The sequence below is a fragment of the Bradyrhizobium sp. WYCCWR 13022 genome, from assembly GCF_030435535.1.
In the GTDB taxonomy this organism is placed as follows: Bacteria; Pseudomonadota; Alphaproteobacteria; order Rhizobiales; family Xanthobacteraceae; genus Bradyrhizobium.
In genome coordinates, this window is sequence record NZ_JAUIZJ010000010.1 from 452,035 (window position 1) to 471,191 (window position 19,157).

A 19,157-nucleotide genomic window follows, 5' to 3' on the forward strand; every position below is an offset into this window, starting at 1 on the left:
GGTGTGGAGAGAGCGTGCGCATCACGCAGCCTCCTTCTGGCCGAGCCATTGCCGCACCCGCGCATCGGGATCGGCATTTTGGGTGACGTCGGACACCACGGCGATGGAATCGGCGCCCGCGGCAAAGATCTCCGCGGCGTGCTCGAACTTGATGCCGCCGATCGCAACCAGCGGGATGTTGCCGATGCGCTTCTTCCATTCCGTGATCTTCGGAATGCCCTGCGGGGCGAAGCGCATCGATTTGAGCGTTGTGAAGAAGATCGGGCCGAGCGCGACATAGTCGGGCTTGGCCTTGAGCGCGGTTTCGAGCTCCGCGTCGTCATGCGTGGAGACGCCGAGCGACAGGCCGGCTTCGCGAATGGCCTTGAGGTCGGCGTCGGCGAGATCCTCCTGGCCGAGATGCAGATATTTCGCGCCGGCGACGATCGCCGCGCGCCAATAGTCGTTCACGACGAGCTTGGCTTGCGTGCCCTCGGTGATCGCCAGCGCGTCGGTGACGATCTGCAGCGCGTCGGCGTCGTTCAGCTCTTTCGCGCGCAGCTGGATGGTGCCGACGCCGAGCTTGGTCAGGCGTTCGACCCAGTTGAGGCTGTCGACGACAGGGTAAAAGCGATCAGGATACGCGTTGCGATCAGGATACGGCATGCCAGAACGGGGTCCCAACGACAGGGGTGGAGGGGGAGGCGAAGTCGCGAGCGTTCATCAGCCCGGCCTCGTATGCGGTGCGGCCCGCCTCGATACCGAGGCGGAAGGCATTCGCCATCGCGACGGGATCGGCGGCCTTGGCGATGGCGGTGTTGAGCAGCACGGCGTCGTAGCCGAGTTCGAGCGCTTCAGCCGCGTGGCTGGGTGCGCCGATGCCGGCGTCGACCACCAGGGTGATGTCCGGCAACCGCTCGCGCAGCAGCTTGAGCGCATCGCGGTTGATGATGCCCTTGGCGCTGCCGATCGGCGCGGCCCACGGCATCACCACCTTGCAGCCGGCATCGACCAGGCGATTGGCGACCGATAGATCCTCGGTGCAATAGGGGAACACTTCGAAGCCGTCCTTGATCAGGATGGTGGCGGCCTCGACCAGGCCGACGACGTCGGGCTGCAGCGTGTCGTTGTCGGCGATGACCTCCAGCTTGATCCAGCTGGTGCCGAACAATTCGCGCGCGAGTTTTGCGGTGGTGACCGCTTCGCGCACGCTGCGGCAGCCCGCGGTGTTCGGCAGCACCGATACGTCGAGCTCGCGGATCAGCTTCCAGAACGCATCGCCCGTCTTGCCGCCGGCGGATTCGCGGCGCAGCGACACCGTGACGATGTTGGAGCCGGAGGCGCGGATGGCGTCCTGCATGATCGCAGGCGATGGATAGAGCGCGCTGCCGATCAGCAGGCGCGAGGCGAAGGTCTTGCCGTAGAAGGTCACCATGGCTTCACCCTCCCTGCCGCGGCGTGATGATCTCGATCTCGTCGCCGGCCTTCAGCGCGGTCTCGGCCCAGCGGCTCTTCGGCACGACGTCGTAGTTCAGCGCGATGGCGAAATGCGTGCCCTCGTAGTCGAGCTCGGAGAGCAGCGCATCGACGCTGGCTGAACTGATCTCACGCTGCTCGCCGTTGACGATCACGCGCATTGCATCACCTCATTGTCGATCTGACCGCGCTCGACAAAGCTAAGCGTCAGCTCGGCGAGGGCAGGGGCGATCAGGAAACCGTGGCGGTAGAGCCCGTTCACGCTGATCTTGCCGCCACGCACGCCGATGCGCGGCAAATTGTCGGGATAGGCGGGACGAAGGCCCGAGCCGAATTCGACGATGCGGGCTTCGCCGAATGCCGGATGCACGGTGTAGGCGGCACCCAGCAGTTCCAGCGCCGAGCGGACGCTGACGCCGGTGTCCTCGGCCTCGATCGAGGTCGCCCCCAGCATGAACAGATTGTCCTCGCGCGGGATCACGTAGAGCGGCCAGCGCGGATGGATCAGGCGCACCGGGCGCGACAGCTGCACCTCGCCGGTCTCGATCAGGATCATCTCGCCCTTGACGCCGCGCAGCTCGCTCTGCTCGTCGCGCGCACTGATGCCGCGGCAATCGATCACGATGCCATCAAGGTCGGCGGCACGGACGTCGCTGCCGAACTTGATGGTGCCGCCGGCGGCCTTGATGCGTTCGTGCAGTTTCGGCAGAACGCGCCGCGGCTCGACATGGCCCTCGGTCGGGAAGAACAGCGCGTCACGAAAACGGCCCTCCAGCGACGGCTCGAGCGCGGCGAGGCCGCTCGCATCGAGCCGGTGGTGGCCCTCGGTCATGCGGGCAAAGCGCTCGAAATCGTTGCGCTCGCGCGGATGGGCGACGACGAGCGAGCCGTTGAACGGCGTATCCGGCAGCTCGCGCCGCCAGATGTCGAGGGAGCGCTGGCCGAGCCTGGAGATGACGGGTTCGGCGACCTCCGCCTCGCAGTAGGGCGCGAGCATGCCGCCGGCCCAATGGCTGGTGGCATCGGCCATCGCCGCGTCGCCGCGCTCGTGGAGCGTCACGGTGTGGCCGGCCTGCGCGAACAACAGGGCCTGCCAGGCTCCTGCAATGCCTGCGCCGATGATGGATACCGGTGAATCCGGTCGCTTGGTCGTCTGCAACATCCCTGTCCCTTCGCCGGCATGACCCGGATCAGGTTCAAAGGGTCACCGCGGTCCTGGGCGGGCTTGCCCATTTAGCGGTATCTCAGCTCCTCCTCGGAGCACCCCTCGGAACGGCTCTAATGTAGGCTTGTGGAGGCCTGTGTCAACGCGTTTGGCTGGAACGGGGGATTATCTGAGCGACTGCGCCCGCGCGTTGCGGACGTGCAGGCTGAGCTTCCTGTGCGGCGCGGCGCCGAACATCGGCTGCGGATTGCCGTTGGGCTCGAGCTGGGGCTCGAAGCTCGCCTGCTGCAGGGCCTGCCGGCGCTGCTGCTTTGCAACGTAGTAATAGCCGCCCGCGAAATAACGCACGGCTCGGTCGTGGTCGCCGTTGGCGGCGTGATAGGCGCCGGCGAGGTATTTGACGGCATAGGTGAGATTGGTGTTGGGGTCGCGGAGACCTGCGGCATCGCCGGTGTAGCCGAGGCCGCGGGCGGTCGCGAGCTTGATCTGCATCAGCCCGATTGTGCCGCCATGGCCGACCAGGCCCGGCTGATAGCGGCTCTCGCGCATGATGACGCGATGCACCAGCGCCTCCGGCACGCCGTTGGCGCGCGCATGCATCGCGACCATCTCGGCATATTCGGCCTGGCCCGCGACTGCGGCCTGCGATGACACCAATCCGGCCGCGAGCAGCGCGGCGATGCGTAAAATCTTCATCTGAAATCCCGGCTTGCCTGAATGGCCTGCGCCCGGCCGCCGTTAGGCCTGCCGAACGCGGCGATGATGTGACCAAACGCCGCCGCTGACGTTTTTGCGGCGCAGAGCCGCGGTTACGACGCAATGCCGGCGCAGAAGTTCCCTCAGGCAGACAACTCGCGGCAGCGAGCCTGTCTATTCGCGTCAGCCCGCGAAAGCGAGTATGAAGCGCCCTGCGAATCGGGAGAGGTGCCATGACAAAAACAACCATGGTCGACACCCATAGCGGCGACATGTCCGGACAAGATCTGCCCACACAGAACCCGTGTGCCCAGTGCGGCGCGCCGATCGCGCAGCCCGACTGGATCGAGCCGGGCGAGGGACGCGTGTCCTATCTCTGGACCTGCCACGCCTGCAATTATCGCTTCGAGGCGATCGCGATCTTCGACGAGCCCAAGGTTGTCGAAAAGGCTGCCGAATATCCGCCGCTCGCGGCGTAGGGCGCTGTCCTAAGCCGCCAGCCGCGGCTGCTGCCAGACCGGCAATTGCATCCGCACGATCAGCCCGTGCGGCTGGCGGTCGTGCAGCGACAGCTCGCCGCCATGGGCGAGCGCGATCGCGCGCGCGATCGACAGGCCGAGGCCGAAGCCGGTGGAATCGTCCATGGTGCGCGCGTCGTCGCCGCGCACGAACGGCTCCAGCATCTCCTGCTTGCGCGCATCCGAAATGCCGGGACCGTCATCCTCGACGTCGATGACGAGCCTGGTGCCGGCGACGTCCAGGCGGATCGTCACTTCCGCACCGAAGCGTACCGCGTTCTCGACGAGGTTGGTAACGCCGCGATGCAGATCGTCGGGCCGCGCGGCGGCGGTCGCGGAAGCGGGGCCCTCGTAGTGCACGACATGGCCCATGTCGCCGAACTGGTCGGCGACGAGTTGCAGCGTGCTCGCGATGTCGACCAGCGTGATCGCCTCGATCTGGCGGTCGTTGCGCAACAGCGACAGCACGCTCTCCAGCATCGAGCGCATCTGGTCGAGGTCGATCAGCATGCGCTTGCGGTTGCCCTCGTCCTCGATGAACTCGGCGCGCAGGCGCAGCCGCGTGATCGGGGTGCGCAGGTCGTGGCTGATCGCCGCCAGCATGCGGGTGCGATCCGACATCAGCCGCGCGATGCGCTCGTGCATGCGGTTGAGCGCGCGGGCGACCGAGCGGATCTCCTCCGGGCCGCGCTCGGGCAGCGGCTCCGCTTCGCCGTCGAGGCTGAAATTCTCGGCCGCCTTGGCAAAGGACGACAGCGGCGTCGCCAGCGCGCGCGCCGCCCACAGGCCGAGCACGGTGATGCAGATGAAGGCGGTCATCAGCGTCACCAGCCACGGCGCGCCCCAGAACCAGGGACGCGGACCGTTCTCGACGTGGCCCGCGATCATGCTGCCGTCGGGCAACTCCACGCCGATGCGATAGGCGTCGCCGTCGGGCGAAAGCCGTCCCACCTTGAAGCCGTAGCCGAGGTGGCGGCGGATCCCGTGCAGGTGCTGGCTGTCGCTGTCCGCGACGATCGTCGCCGTGCCGGGCGCGAGCGTCTCGATCCGGAGTTTCGGGAAGGCGCGGACCAGATCGGCGACGAGGCGCGGACGATCGCTCTCGGCAGCTGAATTCAGCAGCAGCGCCGCATCGGTCAGTTGATGGGCACCGTCCGGCGGCGCGTCCGGACGGTCGGGCCGGCTGATCAGGAAGGCGGTGGTGACGACGAGATGCAGCGCGACGGTCGAGGCCAGCACCAGCGCGGCGATCTGGCCGCCGATGCCCTTGAGGTGGAAGAACCCGAACGGCCTCATCGTCGCACGCCCTGTCAGTTGCTCAGGGGCGTCGTAACCGCTTCCGTTCTGGGCGTAAACAGGTAACCGCCGGAACGCACCGTCTTGATGATGGTGGGGTCGGCCGGATTGGGCTCGATCTTGCGGCGGATGCGGCTGACCAGAACGTCGATGGAGCGCTCGAACGAGCCGGTGTTGCGGCCCTGCGTGAGATCGAGCAGGCTGTCGCGCGACAGCACCCGGCCGGGACGCTCGCAGAAGGTGCGGAGCAGGTCGAACTCGGCGCTGGTCACCGCGACGCGGGCGCCTTCCGGATTGCGCAGCTCGCGCAGGCGCAGATCGATGCGCCAGCCTTCGAAGGCGAGCGTCGAGGCCCCCTCGATCGAGCTTGCGGCCTGGGCGGAGGCCTGGCGCCGCAGCACCGCGTTGATGCGGGCGAGCAGTTCGCGCGGGTTGAACGGCTTCGGCAGGTAATCGTCCGCGCCCATCTCGAGGCCGACGATGCGGTCGACGTCCTCGCCGCGCGCGGTCAGCATGATGATCGGCGTCTGCGCCTCGGAGCGCACCTTGCGGCACAGGCTGAGACCGTCTTCGCCGGGCAGCATGACGTCGAGAATGATGAGGTCAACGCGGTGGTCGGCCATGGCGCGCGACATCTCGCGCCCGTCGCTCACAGCGGTCACGTTGCAGGAGTTGTTGCGCAAATATTTCGCAATCAACGTCCGGGTTTCGCGGTCGTCCTCGACGACCAGGATGTTGGGAGAGGGAATGGCCATGGGCCTTGTTTGTCCAAGATTCGGGCCAAAAGGCGAAGATTTTTGTTTCCGTTTGTTTCGGAATGTATTTCCGCAACAAAGGGCAACGACTGCGTCGTCGTGCGGCAAGGTCCCGTTAAGCCCGTTAACCATACCGTGGCGCAGTTGCGTCCGAAACCCCGCAAAAACCACGGTGCCATCCATGACTTCGATTTCGGCGGCTTCCGCCAGTCATCACCAGTCGCCGCTCCAGCGGCTACAGCAGGAATTGCAGTCGGAAGTGTCCGACGGCACGATCTCGTCCTCGGACCAGTCCGCGCTCACGACCGCCCTGCAAGACATCGACACCGCGCTCCAGCAGAGCCGCTCCAGCGATCAGTCCAGCGGCACCAGGCCGTCCAAGGACGGGCTGAAATCCAAGATCGACGATCTCATCTCGAACGAGGTCTCGAGCGGGACGCTGACGTCGGATCAGGCCGACGAACTGAAGGGCGTGTTTCAGTCCGCCTTCGCCAAGGGCCCCGGCGGTCCCGGTGGCGCGGGCGGCCCGCCTCCCGGTCCGCCGCCGTCGGATGACGGCTCTTCGGATTCCTCGTCGTCGACGGATTCGACGAGCAGCAGTTCGACCGACAGCAGCACGGCCAAGATACTCGAGCAGTTTCTCCAGGCGTTGCAGCAGTCGCAGTCGTCGAACTCCTCCTACGGCGCCGACGGCACGACGAGCGCGTCGAGCAGTTCGGATTTTTCGGCGCTGCTGATCGACTACAAGAGCTGACCTGCGCGACGCTGGTCGGCGCGTTCCTCGCCGCGATCGTGCTTCACCCAGGGCGCATGATCGTCGGCGGGGAACTGTGCATCTCGCACGTTCCCGAGCAGGAACTTCTGCTCGCGCCGCTGCACCGCGATGGCGCAACGAAATTGCCGCACGCTAGGAACTGCGCGTGATCGTGGCTGTTCTCTCCGCACAAGTTTTCTGCTGAAGGAGAGGACAACAATGTTGATGAAATCGATCGCCGCCGGCCTTGCCGGCACCGCTCTGCTTGCGACCGTTGCGTTTGCGCAAAATCCGGCCGCCACCACCACGACCACCACCGACAAGTCGCCAACGGCTTCGACGGCGACGACCACGACGACGAGCGCGTCGGGCGAATGGCGTACCTCGAAGATGGACGGCGTCAAGGTCTACAACGAGGCCAACGAGAACATCGGCTCGATCAACGACCTGCTGATGGACAAGAGCGGCAGCATCAAGATCGCCGTGATCGGCGTCGGCGGCTTCCTCGGCATGGGCGAGCATCTCGTCGCCGTGCCGTACGAGAAGCTGAAGTTCGTCAACGAGGCCGTCGCCTCTACCACGACGACAAACCCGAACGCCAAGCCGGCCGCGACCACGACGACCGGCGCTGCGACCAGCACCGAGAAGACGACCACGACCACGAAGAGTTCGTCGTCGAAGTGGTATCCCGACCACGCCGTGTTCAATGCGACCAAGGACCAGCTGAAGAACATGCCCGAGTTCAAGTACTCGGAGTAATGCGGATCGCGTGAGTGCCGAAACGAAGCGCGCCCGGTTTTCACCGGGCGCGCTGTCGTGTCTTTTGTCACTGTGAAGAGCCCGCGACAAAATTGCAGAGCAATTTTGCGCTGGTGCGACGAAGCGATCCAGACCGTCGCCGCAGAGGGATTTTGGATTGCTTCGCTACGCTCGCAATGACGGCGGAATAGAGCCAACCTCACTTCACCAGCGGGCAGCCGCCCTTGTCGAGCGGGCGGAAGGCTTCGTCGCCGGGCACGGTGGCGATCAGCTTGTAGAGGTCCCACTCGCCCTTGGATTCCTCGGGCTTCTTCACCTCGTACAGATTCATGTCGTGGACCATGCGGCCGTCGATGCGGATCTTGCCGTTCTTGGCGAAGAAGTCGTTGATCGGCATCTTGCGCATCTGCTCCATCACCTTCGGCGCTTCGTCGGTCTTGATGGCCTCGATCGCCTTCAGATAGTGCATCGTCGCCGAATAGAGGCCGGCCTGGATCATGGTCGGCATGTGGCCGACCTTGTCGTTGAAACGCTTGGAGAAGGCGCGGGTCTCGTCATTGGTGTCCCAGTAGAACGCATCGGTGATGATCAGGCCTTGCGTCGCCTTGATGCCGAGCGAATGAACGTCGGTGATTTCCATGAGCAGCGCGATCATCTTCTGGCCGCCTTGCGTGATGCCGAACTCGGCGGCCTGCTTCAGCGCATTGGTGGTATCGCCACCGGCGTTCGCCAGCGCGACCACCTTGGCCTTCGAGGCCTGGGCCTGGAGCAGGAACGACGAGAAGTCGGACGAGTTGAGCGGGTGGCGGACGTCGCCGAGCACCTTGCCGCCGCTCTCCTTGACGACGTTGGCGGCGTCGCGCTCGAGCGCCATGCCGAAGGCATAGTCGGCGGTGACGAAGAACCAGGTATCCTCGCCGCGCTTCACCATCGCCTTGCCGGCGACATTCGACAGCGCGTAGGTGTCGTAGGTCCAGTGCACCGTGTTGGGTGAGCAGGCGACGCCCGTGATGTCGGAGGAGCCACCGCCGGAATTGATGTTGATCTTGTTCTTCTCGCGCGTCAGTGCCGAAATCGGCAATGCGACCGATGAGGTCGGCACGTCCATGACCGCGTCCACCTTGTCGTTGTCGTACCAGTTGCGGGCAATGTTGACGCCGACGTCGGGCTTGTTCTGGTGATCGGCGGACACGACCTGGATCGGGACGCCCGCGACCTTGCCGCCGTAATCGGCGACGGCCATCTCGACGGCGGCGAGCGACCCCTTGCCGGTCGCGTCGGCATAGAGGCTCGACATGTCGGTGAGCACGCCGAGCTTGACGACGTTGTCGGAAATCTGGGCCTGCGCCGTGCCGCATGTTGCGGCCATGGCGAAGCTGGCCGCGACCGCGGCGATGAGTTTTTGCATATTGTTCTCCCTCAGTCTTGTTGTTGGGGTTTTGTTTGCGGGGACTGTTCTAGCGACAAACCGGCGCTGGGGCAAAGGCCGGGGAATTGCGAGGTGGGGTGAGAAATAAGGTAGTGCTCTCCGTCATTCCGGGGCGCGCGCAGCGAGAGCCCGGAATCCATCGTGCCGCAGCGACGGTGGGTGAATGGATTCCGGGCTCGCGCCCAAGAGGGCGCGCCCCGGAATGACGTTGGGGGCGCTCAGCCGCCGCCCTTGAGCCGCTCGTTGCGCCGGCGCAGGGCTTCCAGTGTCGCGAGGAGGATGACCGAAACCGTCGTCAGGATCACTGCGGCCGCCGTGATGGTCGGGCTGATGTTCTCGCGGATACCGCTGAACATTTCGCGCGGCAAGGTGCGCTGCTCCGGTCCCGCCATGAACAGCACGATCACGACCTCGTCGAAGCTGGTCGCGAAGGCGAACAGGGCGCCCGATGCCAGGCCCGGCAGGATCAGCGGGAGGATCACACGGCGGAATGCTTGAAGCGGCGATGCGCCGAGCGAGGCAGCGGCGCGGGCGAGGTTGGTGTCGAAGCTCTGCAGCGTCGCGCCGACCGTGATCACCACGAACGGCGTTGCGAGCGCGGTGTGGGCGAGAATCAGGCCGAGATAGCTGCCGGTCAGCCCGATCGGCGCGAAGAAGAAATAGAGACCGACCGCGGTGATGACACCGGGCACAACGACCGGCGACAGCACGAAAGCCAGCACCAGCGGTTTGAACCGGCTCTTCCATTGCGCGAGCCCAAGAGCTGCCAACGTCCCGAGCGCCATCGATAGCAGCGTCGAAGCGACACCGATGATCATGCTGTTCTTCAGCGAATTCATCCAGCGCGGCGAGGTGATGAATTCGTCGTACCAGCGCAAGGAGAGGCCCGGCAGCGGATAGGTGAGATACGAGCCCGAGCTGAAGGACAGCGGCATGATCGCCAGGATCGGCGCGATCAGGAAGACGAACACCAGCGCGGAGATGACCATGGTTGCGGTCCACGCGATGCGCTGGCTGGGTGTGCGCAAGGAGGGAGCGTCGCTCAATTCTTCATCCCTCCCGCGACCTGCTGGCCCTGCACCAGCTTGCCGTAGACGAGGGCGAGCAGAATTGTGGCGAGCAGCAGCACTGCCCCCAGCGCCGAAGCCAGGCCCCAATTGGCTGTTTCGGTGGTGTAGAGCGCGATGAAGTAGCTGATCATCTGATCGGCGGCGCCGCCGACGAGGGCGGGGGTGATGTAGTAGCCGAGTGCAAGGATGAAGACGAGCAGGCTGCCCGCGCCGACGCCGGGCAGGGTTTGCGGCAGATAGATCCGCAGGAAGGCGGTAAGGGGCGGCGCGCCGAGCGAGGCGGCGGCGCGCATATACGCCGGCGAGATCGCCTTCATGCTGCTGTACAGCGGCAGGATCATGAACGGCAGCAGCACGTGGGTCATGGCCACGCAGACGCCGAACCGGTTGTAGATCAGGCGCAACGGCTCGTCGATGATGCCGAGCCAGTGCAGGCTGTCGTTGACGACACCCTTGCTCTGCAGCAGCACGATCCAGGCGCAGGTGCGGACCAGGAGCGACGTCCAGAACGGCAGCAGCACGAAGATCATCAAGAGGTTCGACTTGCCCGGCGGCAGCGCCGCGAGCAGATAGGCGACCGGAAAGCCGAGTATCAGGCAGAGCGCTGTGACACCGAGGCTGATGAGGAAGGTACGGGCGAAAACCTCGCGGTAGATGGCCTGATCCGGCGGGGCTGCGACGATCGCGCCGTCCGCGTTCCTGACGAGGTCGAGCGCCCCCAGAAGGTAGAAGCTGGTGACCGGGCCACCGGCGTCCTTGATCGTCGTCCAAGTTGCGCGTTCGCGCCAGGCTGGGTTGATCTTGCCCAGCGTCTCCCTTGCCGTGCCTGCTTCCGGCACGGTCTTCAGATTGCGTGCGGTGCCGATGAGGATCGTGCGAAAACCGTTCAGGGCGTAATTGAGCCGTTTGGCCGCGATGGCGATGGTGCCGGCGGCGCGCGCCGCCTGGATGTCGCTTGCCAGCGCCGCGTATGTCTTTTCGTCCGGCAGATCCTTGCCATCCCAGCCGGCGAGAGCTGCGATCGTTTGCGGCAGAACCTGGCGCACCTCCCGGTCATCGACTGCGTGCCACAGCATGCCTGCGATGGGCCCGGCGAAGGTGAACAGCAGAAACAGCAGCAGCGGCACAACCAGCGCCAGGGCCTTGAACTGACGTGCGCGCTCCGCCCGCTTCAGGCGGCGCTTGAGCGGCACGCTGGTCTTGCTATCGGCGCCGGTCAGGGACGCTGCTGTCATGAACAGATCATTCCGGGCAAGGGACTGGGCGCAGGCGAAGGGTATCCACTCTCTGCCTGCGCCACGTGCCGGTTCGGTCGCGCGCTACTTCGCGGCCCATTTGTTGAAGCGCTCGGTGAGGCGGTCGATGTTCTCGAGCCAGAAGGCGACATTGATCTCGACCGCGTTCTTGATGTTGTCGGGCGCGGTCGGCAGGTCCTTCAGAACCGCGGGCTGCAACAGACCGGCCGCGTCCTTGTTCGAGGTGCCGTAGGCGATGTTCTCCGACAGCTTCGACTGGTTCTCCGCCTTGCCGGCGAAATCCAGGAACTTGTAGGCGGCGTCCTTGTTCGGGCTGCCCTTCAGGATGACCCAGCTGTCGAGGGTGAACAGCGCGCCGTCCCACACCATGCCGAAATTCTTCTTCTCGTTCTTGTTCGCAGTATCGATGCGGCCATTGTAGACCGAGGTCATCGCCACCTCGCCGGAGGCGAGCAATTGCGGCGGCTGCGCGCCGGCCTTCCACCAGACGAGGTCGCCCTTGATGGTGTCGAGCTTCTTGAACGCGCGATCGACGCCCTCGTCGGTCGCCAGCACCTTGTAGACGTCCTTCGGCGCGACGCCGTCGGCCATGAGAGCGATCTCGAGCGTGGTCTTCGGACCCTGGCGCAGGGCGCGCTTGCCCGGAATCTTCTTCGCGTCGAAGAAGTCGGCCCAGCCCTTGGGCGCGTCCTTCAGTTTGTCCTTGTCGTAGCCGAGCACGAAATCATAGAGGATGGCGCCGACACCGCAGGGATTGACCGACGGCTTGATATAAGCACCCTCGCCGCCGATCTTGGAGTAATCCAGCTTCTCGTACAGGCCTTCTTCGCAGCCGACCGCGAGCTCGTCGCTCTCGACCTGGACGACGTCCCAGGTGGCCGCGCCGCCCTGCACCTTGGCGCGCAACACGCCAACGCCGCCGTCCCAGGACTCGTCGTTCATCGGCACGCCCGATGCCTTCTTGAACGGCTCGAAATAGACCTTCTTCTGGGCATCCTGATAGGCGCCGCCCCACGACACGACGGTGAGGTCTCGGGCGTGCGCCGATGTGGCCAGCGCAGCGCCGGCGGTGAACGCCGCGACGAAACCCAGAGCAATCTTGCCAGTCTTGCGCTTCAGCATGGTCCTTGTTCCTTCTTCATATGCGTTGCGGTTGAAGTCGAGCGATGCAGAATTCGTTGGGATCAGACGGGATCGAGCGCGAGGCAATCCTCGGGGCGGAAGGTGATGAAGACGCTTTCGCCAGGACTCAGGCTGTCATGCGCGCCCGGCTGAAGCTTGACCATGAACTCGGCATTCCCGGCGACGTCGAGCACGGCCAGCGCGTGGTCGCCGAGATAGATGGTGTTCTGCACCTTGGCCGGCAGCCGGTTCGGTCCGTCGCTGGAGGCGCCGTCAGCGACAATCGCGATGCGCTCCGGCCGCACCGACAGCGAGGTCGCTGCGCCCGCGCCTGAGACGTTGACCGCACGGGCCATGACGGTGCCGCCCGCCGCCAGCGCGACGCGGCAATAATCCTTGTCTGATGTCTCGACGGTGCCATCAAGCACGTTGTTCTCGCCGACGAAATTGGCGACGAAGCTGTTCACCGGACGCTCGTACAGCGCGTCGGGCCGGTCGATCTGCTGCACGATGCCGTCGTTGAACACGGCAATGCGGTCCGACATGGTGAGCGCTTCGCTCTGGTCGTGGGTGACATAGACGACGGTGATGCCCATCGTCTCGTGCAACTGCTTGATCTCCAATTGCATCTGCTCGCGCAGGCGCTTGTCCAGGGCGCCGAGCGGCTCGTCCATCAGCACGAGCTGCGGATTGAAGACCAGCGCGCGGGCCAGCGCCACGCGCTGCTGCTGGCCGCCGGACAGCTGCCCGGGCCGCCGCTGCGCCATCGTTTCCATCTTGATCATCCGCAGCGCCGCCTTGACGCGTTCCTGCGTTTCCGCCTTGTTCGTCTTGCGAACGGACAGCGGGAAGGCAACGTTCTCCTCGATCGTCAGGTGCGGAAACAGTGCATAGTTCTGGAACACCATGCCGATGTCGCGCTTGTGCGGCGGCATGTTCTTGATCGGGCGGTCCGCGAGGTAGATCTCGCCCTGGGTCGGAACCTCGAAGCCGGCCAGCATCATCAGCGTGGTCGTCTTGCCCGAGCCCGACGGGCCGAGCAGGGTGATGAACTCGCCCTTCCTGATGTCGAGATCGAGGTTCTTCACCACGAGATGCTCGCCATCATAGGTCTTCTGAATGCCGGAAAAGCGCACCAATGCCGGCGCAGGCGTGACCATGCCGGCTTCCATGTTGTCCTCGCGTTGTCGCCTACGATGCTGTCGGCACCTCGTTCGAGGTTGCGGCGATCAGCTTAGCATCCTCCAACGAGAATGCCAGCGGCGCAAGCGACAAGAGGCTGCGCGGATTCCGTGCATGAAAGCGCGCTACATCCCCGACAGCTTGGAGACGTACACGTTCAGCGTACCGCCGGCTTCAGCGACCACGCGCAGCGTCTTGGAATCGAAGGCGATGTCGGCCAGCGTGAGGCTGCTGATATCGGCCTCGACCTTGACGCCGTCCTCGCTCTTCTGGAAGTCGGCGATGACGGCGGCGATCTTCTCGCGCGCGTTGGCGGCGATCGGCTTCAAGTCGAGCGTCGCCTTCTGCACCAGCGCCTGCTGCATCTGCGGTACCACTGCACGGGCGGCAGCGCCGAGCAGGCCGAACGCCGCCTCGGATTCCACCGCGAGCTGGATGTCGGCAAGCCGCAGCGTCTGCTGCGCCTGGTCGAGCATCGGCCGGCCCCAGATGTGCACGGTCGCCTCGGCGCCGAGCCCGAGCCAGCTCTTCTTTTCCTTGGCGCGCACCAGCAGCGAGATCAGCAGCCGCTCGCCTGACGGGATCACGTTGACGCCCTTCACGGTGACCTCGACCGGACCTGAGCCGTCCTCGGGATAGGTGTGGCCGACCATCTGCGCCGCGATCAGCTTGTTGATCTCGGTGAAGGGCACGTCGATGGGCACGCCAATGTTCACGCCGGTGCCGGTCGGCGGCACGATCGAGATCTTGTCGGGGAACGGGCAGTCCGGCTTGGTCTGCGTCGAGGTCACGCGCGTCTCGGCCTCGAGGCCGAGCAGCAGCGTGACGGCCTGCGCATCGACGCGCGGCTGCGCCGCGATCGCGCGGGTCGGCTTCATCTCGAGCCAGAGCGGCGGCAGCGCAGCCGAGGAACCGCTGCCTTGCAGCGGGATCGAGCGGCAGGCCTTGGCCCATTGCAGCTTCGCGTTCTCGCGCAGGCTGGGATCGTTGCGGATGCGCTCGGCGACGACGTTGAGCTGCTCGCCGACCGTCTTGTCGATCAGCGGCTTCACCTGCGCGGGCACGTTGACCTTGGCGCCGGCGACGTTGAGGTTGGTGTCGCCGAGATTGACCTGCGCGCCGAGATTGGGCTCGAGATGCCAGGCAGCCGCGAGCTTCGGGCGCGAAGTGACGACCACGCTGCCCTTGATCTCGGCGCTGGCGTTCAAGTTCTTGATGTTGACCGCGCCGATCCGTTTCGCCGCGTCGCCGCCGAGCACGCTGCCCAGCGCATCGCCGAGCGCGCCGGTGGCTTTCGCCGACAGCGAGCCCGTCACGTTCAGCTTGCCGGTGATCGGCGTCGACAGCGTCAGCACGTCCTTGTCGCCGGTCGCCGACATCGGTCCGCGGGAGGCGGTCCAGCCGATATCGGCGTCCTGCAGGATCTGCGAGATCGGGTTCTCGGCCTTGCCGGCGAAATTGCGCGGTGCAGCCTTCTCGGCCTGCTCCCGGATCGCCGACAGCGCAATCGCGACCGGCGCCACCACGATCGAGCTCTTGGACACCGGCGGCAGCGGCGGCAGTTGCGCGACCGGCGGCGCCGAATTGGTCGCGCGCGGCGACAGCAGGTCCATCACCTTCAGGCTGATGAAAAACGATGACGCCAGCACCGCAATGGCGATCAGCACAGTCTTCAAGTTCAACGTCAGACGCATCGATCCCCCAAGCCGCCCCGACAGAGGTTTTACAGGGCAGGCGAGGAGGGCGCTAGAGCGCACCGGTGGGGTGGAATTGCGGCAAATGGGTTAACGGCTGCGACCGCGTGCTAGCTGCGCCTGGGGCGGCGCACCGCTCTCACCTTGCCGGAGGCGCCGCCGCCGCAGAACAGGCGGTCGCCGCCGTCGGATTCCAGCCCCGAAACCATCGTCCCCTCCGGCATATCGACCTGCTCGAGCACCTTGCCCGTGTCAGGGTCGATCCGCCTGATGTCGCTGTCGTCGCCTTCCCAGGTGCCATGCCACAGGTCGCCGTCGACCCAGGTCACCCCGGTCACGAAGCGCTTGCTCTCGATGGTGCGGAGGATCTTGCCGGTGTCGGGGTCGATCTGATGGATCCTGCGGTCGCGGTATTGCCCGACCCAGAGCGAGCCTTCGGCCCAGGCTAGTCCCGAATCGCCGCCACCGCCCGGCGCGGGGATCGTGCCGAGAACCGCGCCGCTCGCCGCGTCGATCTTCTGGATGCGATCCTCCGCGATCTGGAACAAATGGCGGCCGTCGAATGCCGTACCCGCATGCGCGGCGACGTCGAGCGAGCGCGCGACCTTGCCGCTCTCGGGATCGACCGCATTCAATTTGTCGCCGGACGCGAACCAGACATGCCTGCCGTCATAGCTGACGCCATGCACGGCCTCGACGTCCGGAAATGGTCCGTACTCCCTGACGATCTCGGCAGTGGAACGCTTCATTGGCTCGACCCCTGTGATGCGACCAGCCTACGCCTTTGCCAGCGGCGAGGGGAGTAACAAGCCTGTCGGGAATCCCGGCACCGGCGGGGTCATCCAGCGCCGCGCGCGGCCGTGTCCGAACGACTGCACCTTGTTCGATCGCGCGAGTTCCTCGAGCGCCCGCTGCACCGAGCGCGCGCTCATTCGAAGCGCGAGTGCGAGCGCCGAGCTCGACCACGGCTCGCCGTCGGCGAGAATGGCAAGGACCGAGGCGTGCTTTTCCTCGACCGGGCGTGCCAGCACGATGACGTCGCGCGTCTTCTTTGGGGCCAGCTCGAAGCCCTGCCTGGTGGCGCTTATCCCGGCGAGCGGCTTGAGCTGGGTGCGGAGCCGCCCGATCTCGACGCGCAGCCGCGCGCGGTGGGACTCGTCGACGTGCTTCGCCTGGAACGCGCCCGAGATCAGCGCCTCGCGCGAGACATCCGCGGGCCATGCCTGCGCCAGAAGACGGGCGAGCGCGAACAGCACCGGTCTTGTTCCGAGCGATACGGCCGTGCCCTGCCTGCGCACGACGTGATGGAAGGTGTCGACGACGAGCGCGGTCGATGTCGCGAGGCGCTCGACCTCGCCGAGCAGCAGCGGGTGCTCGCTGCCGCGCGCGATCAGGCGTGCGGCCGGTGTGTTGAGGATGAGGCTCGCGCTGTCGACCTCGGCGACGAGCGCCGGGATTCCGGCTTGCAGCGCCGCCTTGCCGGCGCGATCGAGCGCGGCGCGGGCATCCCTGGTTTTCAGCCGCCTGATGGCGATGCCGGCAACCACGAGATCGCGAACGACCAGGGATGCAGGCGGCAGCGGAGAAGCTCCGATCTCGGCCAGCGTGCGCTCGGCCTCGTCGATCCTCCCGAGCAGGAGCAGGCGGCGCGCCTCGATATGGCCTGCATGGGCGGCATTGGCGAGATCGCCATGGCTCGCGAGGCTCGCGCGTGCGCCAGCGAGCGTCTTGGCCGGCCAGCTCAAATCGCGCGAGACCAGCGCGATCTCGGCCTCGGCCACCACGCACCGCGCACGCGCCACCGCCTCTCGCGGTCCAAAAGCGCGGGCGGCGCTCCGCAGCAGCGTCTTGGCTTTGGCGAGATCGCCGAGCTGCGCCATCGCGATGCCGCGCAGCGCCAGCGACGGTGCATCGTTGCGCAGTGCGACGCGGTTCAGCGCGCCTAGCGGATCGCCGGCCTCGAGCGCCCGTGCTGCAGCCGTGATCAGCGACTCCATGAAAATCCCGCCACACTTGTTACTCCCACCGCGCAACCGCTTGGTGCGAGAACTCGCCCACGGCCGACGATGTGCGGTGAGCGAGAGATTTGGAGAATCATGATGACGTCAGCAGACAAGGCAGGGACGAACGGACAGACCGCCATGCAGACACCGCCGGTGGTGTCGCCGCAGGACTGGGAGGCAGCCCGTCAGCAACTGCTCGTGAAGGAAAAGGCGCATACCCGCGCCCGCGATGCACTCGCCGCCGAACGCCGGCGCATGCCGTGGATGGAAGTGGACAAAGCCTACGCATTCGAGGTGCCCTCGGGCAAGGCCAGTCTGCTCGACCTGTTCCAGGGCCGGCGCCAGCTCATCCTGTACCGGGCCTTCTTCGAGCCCGGCGTGTTCGGCTGGCCCGACCATGCCTGCCGCGGCTGCTCCATGGTGGCCGACCAGGTCGCCCATGTCTCCCATCTGAACGCCCGCGACACCACGCTGGTGTTCGCCTCGCGCGCCCCGCAGGCCGATATCCTCAGGCTGAAGAAGCGGATGGGCTGGGAGATCCCGTGGGTCACCATCACCGACAGCTTTGATGCCGATTTCGGCGTCGGCGAGTGGCACGGCACCAACGTGTTCTTCCGCGACGGGACGCGCATCTTCCGCACCTATCTGATCAAGAGCCGCGGCGACGAGCAGATGGGCGGCACCTGGAACTATCTCGACATCACCCCGCTCGGCCGCCAGGAGCCTTGGGAGGACTCGCCCCCAGGCTATCCGCAGAGCCCGACCTACAAATGGTGGAACTGGAACGACAGCTACGAGGCGGGAGCCGCGCCCGACAAGAAATGGGTCGAGGTGTCGGACGCCGGCGAGATCGCGCTCCGTGCCAAGGGCGCGCAGTGAGCGAGACCCATCCCGCCGGCGCCCGCCCCGACGGCGGCAAGGCCGCATCCCACCTCGCCCGATGGCTGGGTCTCGCGGCCACGCCCACCTTCGCGATCATGGCCGTGTTGACGGCCATGATCGGTGGCGGCCCGGCGGACATGCTCTGCGCCGCCGGTCACGGGCTGTCGCTCGGCGGGATGGTGCCGATGTATCTCTTGATGAGCGCGTTTCACTCGGCGGCGTGGCTGCGGCTGCTCTCGGGGCGGTCGTGAGCGACGAGCGCGAGAGCAAACAAAAACGGCCCCGACATCGCCGGGGCCGTTCGTATCTCAATCTTGTTCGTGCGCTGCGTTAGCGAAGCTCTGCGCGGCGCTCGGTCATCGGCAGCACGATCACCTTGGTGCCGACGTTGACGCGGGCGTAGAGGTCGGTGACGTCGGCGTTGGTCAGGCGGATGCAGCCTGAGGAGACGTGCTTGCCGATCGTATCGGGGGCGTTGGTGCCGTGGATGCGGTAGACGGTGCCGCCGAGATACATCGCTCGGGCGCCGAGCGGGTTACCGGGGCCGCCGGCCATGTGGCGCGGCAGATAGGGCTGGCGCTGGATCATTTCCGGCGGCGGGGTCCAATCCGGCCACTCGGCCTTCTTGGTCACCGACTGCGTGCCCGACCAGGTGAAGCCGTCGCGGCCGACGCCGATGCCGTAGCGGATCGCCTGTCCGTTGCCGAGCACGTAATAGAGATAGGTGTTGGGCGTATCGATGATGATGGTGCCCGGCGCCTCGCGCGTCGCGTACGAAACCGTTTGGCGACGGAAGCGCGCCGGCGTCTCGACGGCATCCTGATCCTCAGACGGCGCGGTCTGGTAGGTCGGTGCAGAATAGGGCTGGTAGGGTTGAAGCGGCTGCGGCGCAGTCATCACCGGCAGCGGCTGGAAGAACGGAAACAGCTGCACGGGCGCGGCCTTGGCCGGGCCGGCAAATGCAATTGCAGCAACGGCCACCGCACTGACGGCAACGGCGCGCGAATACGTCTTGAACGTGTCCAGATTGAACATTGGTCGCCCCTGTTTGCGTGGTGTTTCTTGGTCACCCCGGCACCGTTGCGGTGCTCCGTTGCCTAATTCCCTAACGGAAAGAAGTT

At 65.9% G+C, this 19,157-nt stretch carries 22 protein-coding genes and 1 riboswitch; of the genes, 5 read left to right on the forward strand and 17 right to left on the reverse strand.

The window, feature by feature from the left end:
* Positions 1 to 21: 21 nt before the first annotated feature.
* The 5 genes from QY049_RS17855 to QY049_RS17875 form a co-directional block, all read right to left on the reverse strand.
* A complete protein-coding gene (locus QY049_RS17855) occupies positions 22 to 645 on the reverse strand; it encodes a thiamine phosphate synthase (RefSeq protein ID WP_194479994.1) in 624 nt (207 codons plus the stop codon).
* Positions 632 to 1,414 (reverse strand): thiazole synthase, encoded by a 783-nt coding sequence (locus QY049_RS17860; protein WP_301269758.1) that lies wholly within the window; start codon positions 1,412 to 1,414, stop codon positions 632 to 634. Before QY049_RS17860 ends, QY049_RS17855 begins: the two co-directional genes overlap by 14 nt.
* 4 nt (positions 1,415 to 1,418) lie before the next feature.
* A complete protein-coding gene (gene thiS / locus QY049_RS17865) occupies positions 1,419 to 1,616 on the reverse strand; it encodes a sulfur carrier protein ThiS (RefSeq protein WP_194479998.1) in 198 nt (65 codons plus the stop codon).
* Positions 1,607 to 2,617 (reverse strand): FAD-dependent oxidoreductase, encoded by a 1,011-nt coding sequence (locus QY049_RS17870; protein ID WP_301269759.1) that lies wholly within the window; start codon positions 2,615 to 2,617, stop codon positions 1,607 to 1,609. Before QY049_RS17870 ends, thiS begins: the two co-directional genes overlap by 10 nt.
* Positions 2,605 to 2,733, reverse strand: a riboswitch (TPP riboswitch). (Overlaps the previous gene by 13 nt.)
* Positions 2,734 to 2,785: 52 nt before the next feature.
* Positions 2,786 to 3,316: a lytic transglycosylase domain-containing protein gene (locus tag QY049_RS17875; protein ID WP_194480002.1), complete on the reverse strand. Its 531-nt coding sequence runs from the start codon at positions 3,314 to 3,316 to the stop codon at positions 2,786 to 2,788.
* A gap of 233 nt (positions 3,317 to 3,549) precedes the next feature.
* Here QY049_RS17875 and QY049_RS17880 point away from each other — a divergent pair, with 233 nt between their 5' ends.
* Positions 3,550 to 3,795 (forward strand): hypothetical protein, encoded by a 246-nt coding sequence (locus QY049_RS17880; protein WP_301269760.1) that lies wholly within the window; start codon positions 3,550 to 3,552, stop codon positions 3,793 to 3,795.
* Positions 3,796 to 3,804: 9 nt separating this feature from the next.
* Here the strand turns inward: QY049_RS17880 and QY049_RS17885 are convergent, their stop codons facing one another.
* Positions 3,805 to 5,130 (reverse strand): ATP-binding protein, encoded by a 1,326-nt coding sequence (locus QY049_RS17885; RefSeq protein WP_301269761.1) that lies wholly within the window; start codon positions 5,128 to 5,130, stop codon positions 3,805 to 3,807.
* Positions 5,131 to 5,144: 14 nt separating this feature from the next.
* Positions 5,145 to 5,885, reverse strand: coding sequence for a response regulator (locus QY049_RS17890; RefSeq protein WP_194480007.1), 741 nt, complete (start codon positions 5,883 to 5,885; stop codon positions 5,145 to 5,147).
* A gap of 181 nt (positions 5,886 to 6,066) precedes the next feature.
* Here QY049_RS17890 and QY049_RS17895 point away from each other — a divergent pair, with 181 nt between their 5' ends.
* Complete coding sequence (locus QY049_RS17895; protein WP_194480009.1) at positions 6,067 to 6,639, forward strand: hypothetical protein; 573 nt, start codon at positions 6,067 to 6,069, stop codon at positions 6,637 to 6,639.
* Here the strand turns inward: QY049_RS17895 and QY049_RS17900 are convergent.
* On the reverse strand, positions 6,627 to 6,791 hold the full coding sequence (locus tag QY049_RS17900; RefSeq protein WP_194480011.1) for a hypothetical protein: 165 nt from the start codon (positions 6,789 to 6,791) through the stop codon (positions 6,627 to 6,629). The two genes, QY049_RS17895 and QY049_RS17900, sit on opposite strands and share 13 nt — an antisense overlap.
* 67 nt (positions 6,792 to 6,858) lie before the next feature.
* On the opposite strand from QY049_RS17900, the gene QY049_RS17905 reads away from it, so the two are divergent.
* Entirely contained in the window at positions 6,859 to 7,398 is a 540-nt protein-coding gene (locus QY049_RS17905) for a PRC-barrel domain-containing protein (RefSeq protein ID WP_301269762.1), read from the forward strand.
* Positions 7,399 to 7,597: 199 nt separating this feature from the next.
* On the opposite strand, the gene QY049_RS17910 is transcribed toward QY049_RS17905, so the two are convergent.
* From QY049_RS17910 to QY049_RS17945, 8 genes are all read right to left on the reverse strand, one after another.
* Positions 7,598 to 8,806 (reverse strand): ABC transporter substrate-binding protein, encoded by a 1,209-nt coding sequence (locus QY049_RS17910; protein ID WP_258765728.1) that lies wholly within the window; start codon positions 8,804 to 8,806, stop codon positions 7,598 to 7,600.
* A 239-nt stretch (positions 8,807 to 9,045) separates the two neighbouring features.
* The gene (locus QY049_RS17915) at positions 9,046 to 9,873 is read right to left on the reverse strand and encodes an ABC transporter permease (RefSeq protein ID WP_301269763.1); all 828 of its coding nucleotides are present in this window, start codon (positions 9,871 to 9,873) and stop codon (positions 9,046 to 9,048) included.
* Positions 9,870 to 11,132 (reverse strand): ABC transporter permease, encoded by a 1,263-nt coding sequence (locus QY049_RS17920; RefSeq protein ID WP_301269764.1) that lies wholly within the window; start codon positions 11,130 to 11,132, stop codon positions 9,870 to 9,872. Before QY049_RS17920 ends, QY049_RS17915 begins: the two co-directional genes overlap by 4 nt.
* Before the next feature lie 84 nt (positions 11,133 to 11,216).
* Positions 11,217 to 12,275, reverse strand: coding sequence for an ABC transporter substrate-binding protein (locus tag QY049_RS17925; protein ID WP_301269765.1), 1,059 nt, complete (start codon positions 12,273 to 12,275; stop codon positions 11,217 to 11,219).
* A 62-nt stretch (positions 12,276 to 12,337) separates the two neighbouring features.
* Positions 12,338 to 13,447 carry an ABC transporter ATP-binding protein gene (locus tag QY049_RS17930; protein WP_301269766.1) on the reverse strand — a complete coding sequence of 370 codons (1,110 nt, stop codon included), beginning with the start codon at positions 13,445 to 13,447 and terminating at the stop codon, positions 12,338 to 12,340.
* A gap of 135 nt (positions 13,448 to 13,582) precedes the next feature.
* On the reverse strand, positions 13,583 to 15,151 hold the full coding sequence (locus QY049_RS17935; protein WP_194480029.1) for a DUF4403 family protein: 1,569 nt from the start codon (positions 15,149 to 15,151) through the stop codon (positions 13,583 to 13,585).
* A 110-nt stretch (positions 15,152 to 15,261) separates the two neighbouring features.
* A complete protein-coding gene (locus QY049_RS17940; protein WP_301269767.1) occupies positions 15,262 to 15,900 on the reverse strand; it encodes a PQQ-binding-like beta-propeller repeat protein in 639 nt (212 codons plus the stop codon).
* 27 nt (positions 15,901 to 15,927) lie between these two features.
* On the reverse strand, positions 15,928 to 17,148 hold the full coding sequence (locus QY049_RS17945) for a helix-turn-helix domain-containing protein (RefSeq protein WP_301269768.1): 1,221 nt from the start codon (positions 17,146 to 17,148) through the stop codon (positions 15,928 to 15,930).
* Between the two features lie 99 nt (positions 17,149 to 17,247).
* On the opposite strand from QY049_RS17945, the gene QY049_RS17950 reads away from it, so the two are divergent.
* Both QY049_RS17950 and QY049_RS17955 read left to right on the forward strand, forming a co-directional pair.
* Positions 17,248 to 18,033, forward strand: a complete 786-nt coding sequence (locus tag QY049_RS17950; protein WP_258765735.1) for a thioredoxin family protein — start codon at positions 17,248 to 17,250, stop codon at positions 18,031 to 18,033.
* Positions 18,030 to 18,287 carry a hypothetical protein gene (locus QY049_RS17955; RefSeq protein WP_301269769.1) on the forward strand — a complete coding sequence of 86 codons (258 nt, stop codon included), beginning with the start codon at positions 18,030 to 18,032 and terminating at the stop codon, positions 18,285 to 18,287. The genes QY049_RS17950 and QY049_RS17955 overlap by 4 nt, the downstream gene beginning before the upstream one ends.
* A 79-nt stretch (positions 18,288 to 18,366) precedes the next feature.
* Here the strand turns inward: QY049_RS17955 and QY049_RS17960 are convergent, their stop codons facing one another.
* Positions 18,367 to 19,071, reverse strand: a complete 705-nt coding sequence (locus tag QY049_RS17960; protein ID WP_194480039.1) for a L,D-transpeptidase — start codon at positions 19,069 to 19,071, stop codon at positions 18,367 to 18,369.
* Positions 19,072 to 19,157: the final 86 nt, after the last annotated feature.

Excerpts from the sequence above, each read along its gene's own strand:
- QY049_RS17855 (WP_194479994.1), bottom strand. The coding sequence starts at position 645 with ATGCCGTATCCTGATCGCAACGCGTATCCTGATCGCTTTTACCCTGTC.
- QY049_RS17930 (WP_301269766.1), bottom strand. The coding sequence starts at position 13,447 with ATGGAAGCCGGCATGGTCACGCCTGCGCCGGCATTGGTGCGCTTTTCC.
- QY049_RS17910 (WP_258765728.1), bottom strand. The coding sequence starts at position 8,806 with ATGCAAAAACTCATCGCCGCGGTCGCGGCCAGCTTCGCCATGGCCGCA.
- QY049_RS17860 (WP_301269758.1), bottom strand. The coding sequence starts at position 1,414 with ATGGTGACCTTCTACGGCAAGACCTTCGCCTCGCGCCTGCTGATCGGC.
- QY049_RS17925 (WP_301269765.1), bottom strand. The coding sequence starts at position 12,275 with ATGCTGAAGCGCAAGACTGGCAAGATTGCTCTGGGTTTCGTCGCGGCG.
- QY049_RS17940 (WP_301269767.1), bottom strand. The coding sequence starts at position 15,900 with ATGAAGCGTTCCACTGCCGAGATCGTCAGGGAGTACGGACCATTTCCG.
- QY049_RS17895 (WP_194480009.1), top strand. The coding sequence starts at position 6,067 with ATGACTTCGATTTCGGCGGCTTCCGCCAGTCATCACCAGTCGCCGCTC.
- QY049_RS17880 (WP_301269760.1), top strand. The coding sequence starts at position 3,550 with ATGACAAAAACAACCATGGTCGACACCCATAGCGGCGACATGTCCGGA.
- QY049_RS17885 (WP_301269761.1), bottom strand. The coding sequence starts at position 5,130 with ATGAGGCCGTTCGGGTTCTTCCACCTCAAGGGCATCGGCGGCCAGATC.
- QY049_RS17945 (WP_301269768.1), bottom strand. The coding sequence starts at position 17,148 with ATGGAGTCGCTGATCACGGCTGCAGCACGGGCGCTCGAGGCCGGCGAT.
- QY049_RS17950 (WP_258765735.1), top strand. The coding sequence starts at position 17,248 with ATGATGACGTCAGCAGACAAGGCAGGGACGAACGGACAGACCGCCATG.
- QY049_RS17935 (WP_194480029.1), bottom strand. The coding sequence starts at position 15,151 with ATGCGTCTGACGTTGAACTTGAAGACTGTGCTGATCGCCATTGCGGTG.
- QY049_RS17870 (WP_301269759.1), bottom strand. The coding sequence starts at position 2,617 with ATGTTGCAGACGACCAAGCGACCGGATTCACCGGTATCCATCATCGGC.
- QY049_RS17920 (WP_301269764.1), bottom strand. The coding sequence starts at position 11,132 with ATGACAGCAGCGTCCCTGACCGGCGCCGATAGCAAGACCAGCGTGCCG.
- QY049_RS17890 (WP_194480007.1), bottom strand. The coding sequence starts at position 5,885 with ATGGCCATTCCCTCTCCCAACATCCTGGTCGTCGAGGACGACCGCGAA.
- QY049_RS17960 (WP_194480039.1), bottom strand. The coding sequence starts at position 19,071 with ATGTTCAATCTGGACACGTTCAAGACGTATTCGCGCGCCGTTGCCGTC.
- QY049_RS17875 (WP_194480002.1), bottom strand. The coding sequence starts at position 3,316 with ATGAAGATTTTACGCATCGCCGCGCTGCTCGCGGCCGGATTGGTGTCA.
- QY049_RS17905 (WP_301269762.1), top strand. The coding sequence starts at position 6,859 with ATGTTGATGAAATCGATCGCCGCCGGCCTTGCCGGCACCGCTCTGCTT.
- thiS (WP_194479998.1), bottom strand. The coding sequence starts at position 1,616 with ATGCGCGTGATCGTCAACGGCGAGCAGCGTGAGATCAGTTCAGCCAGC.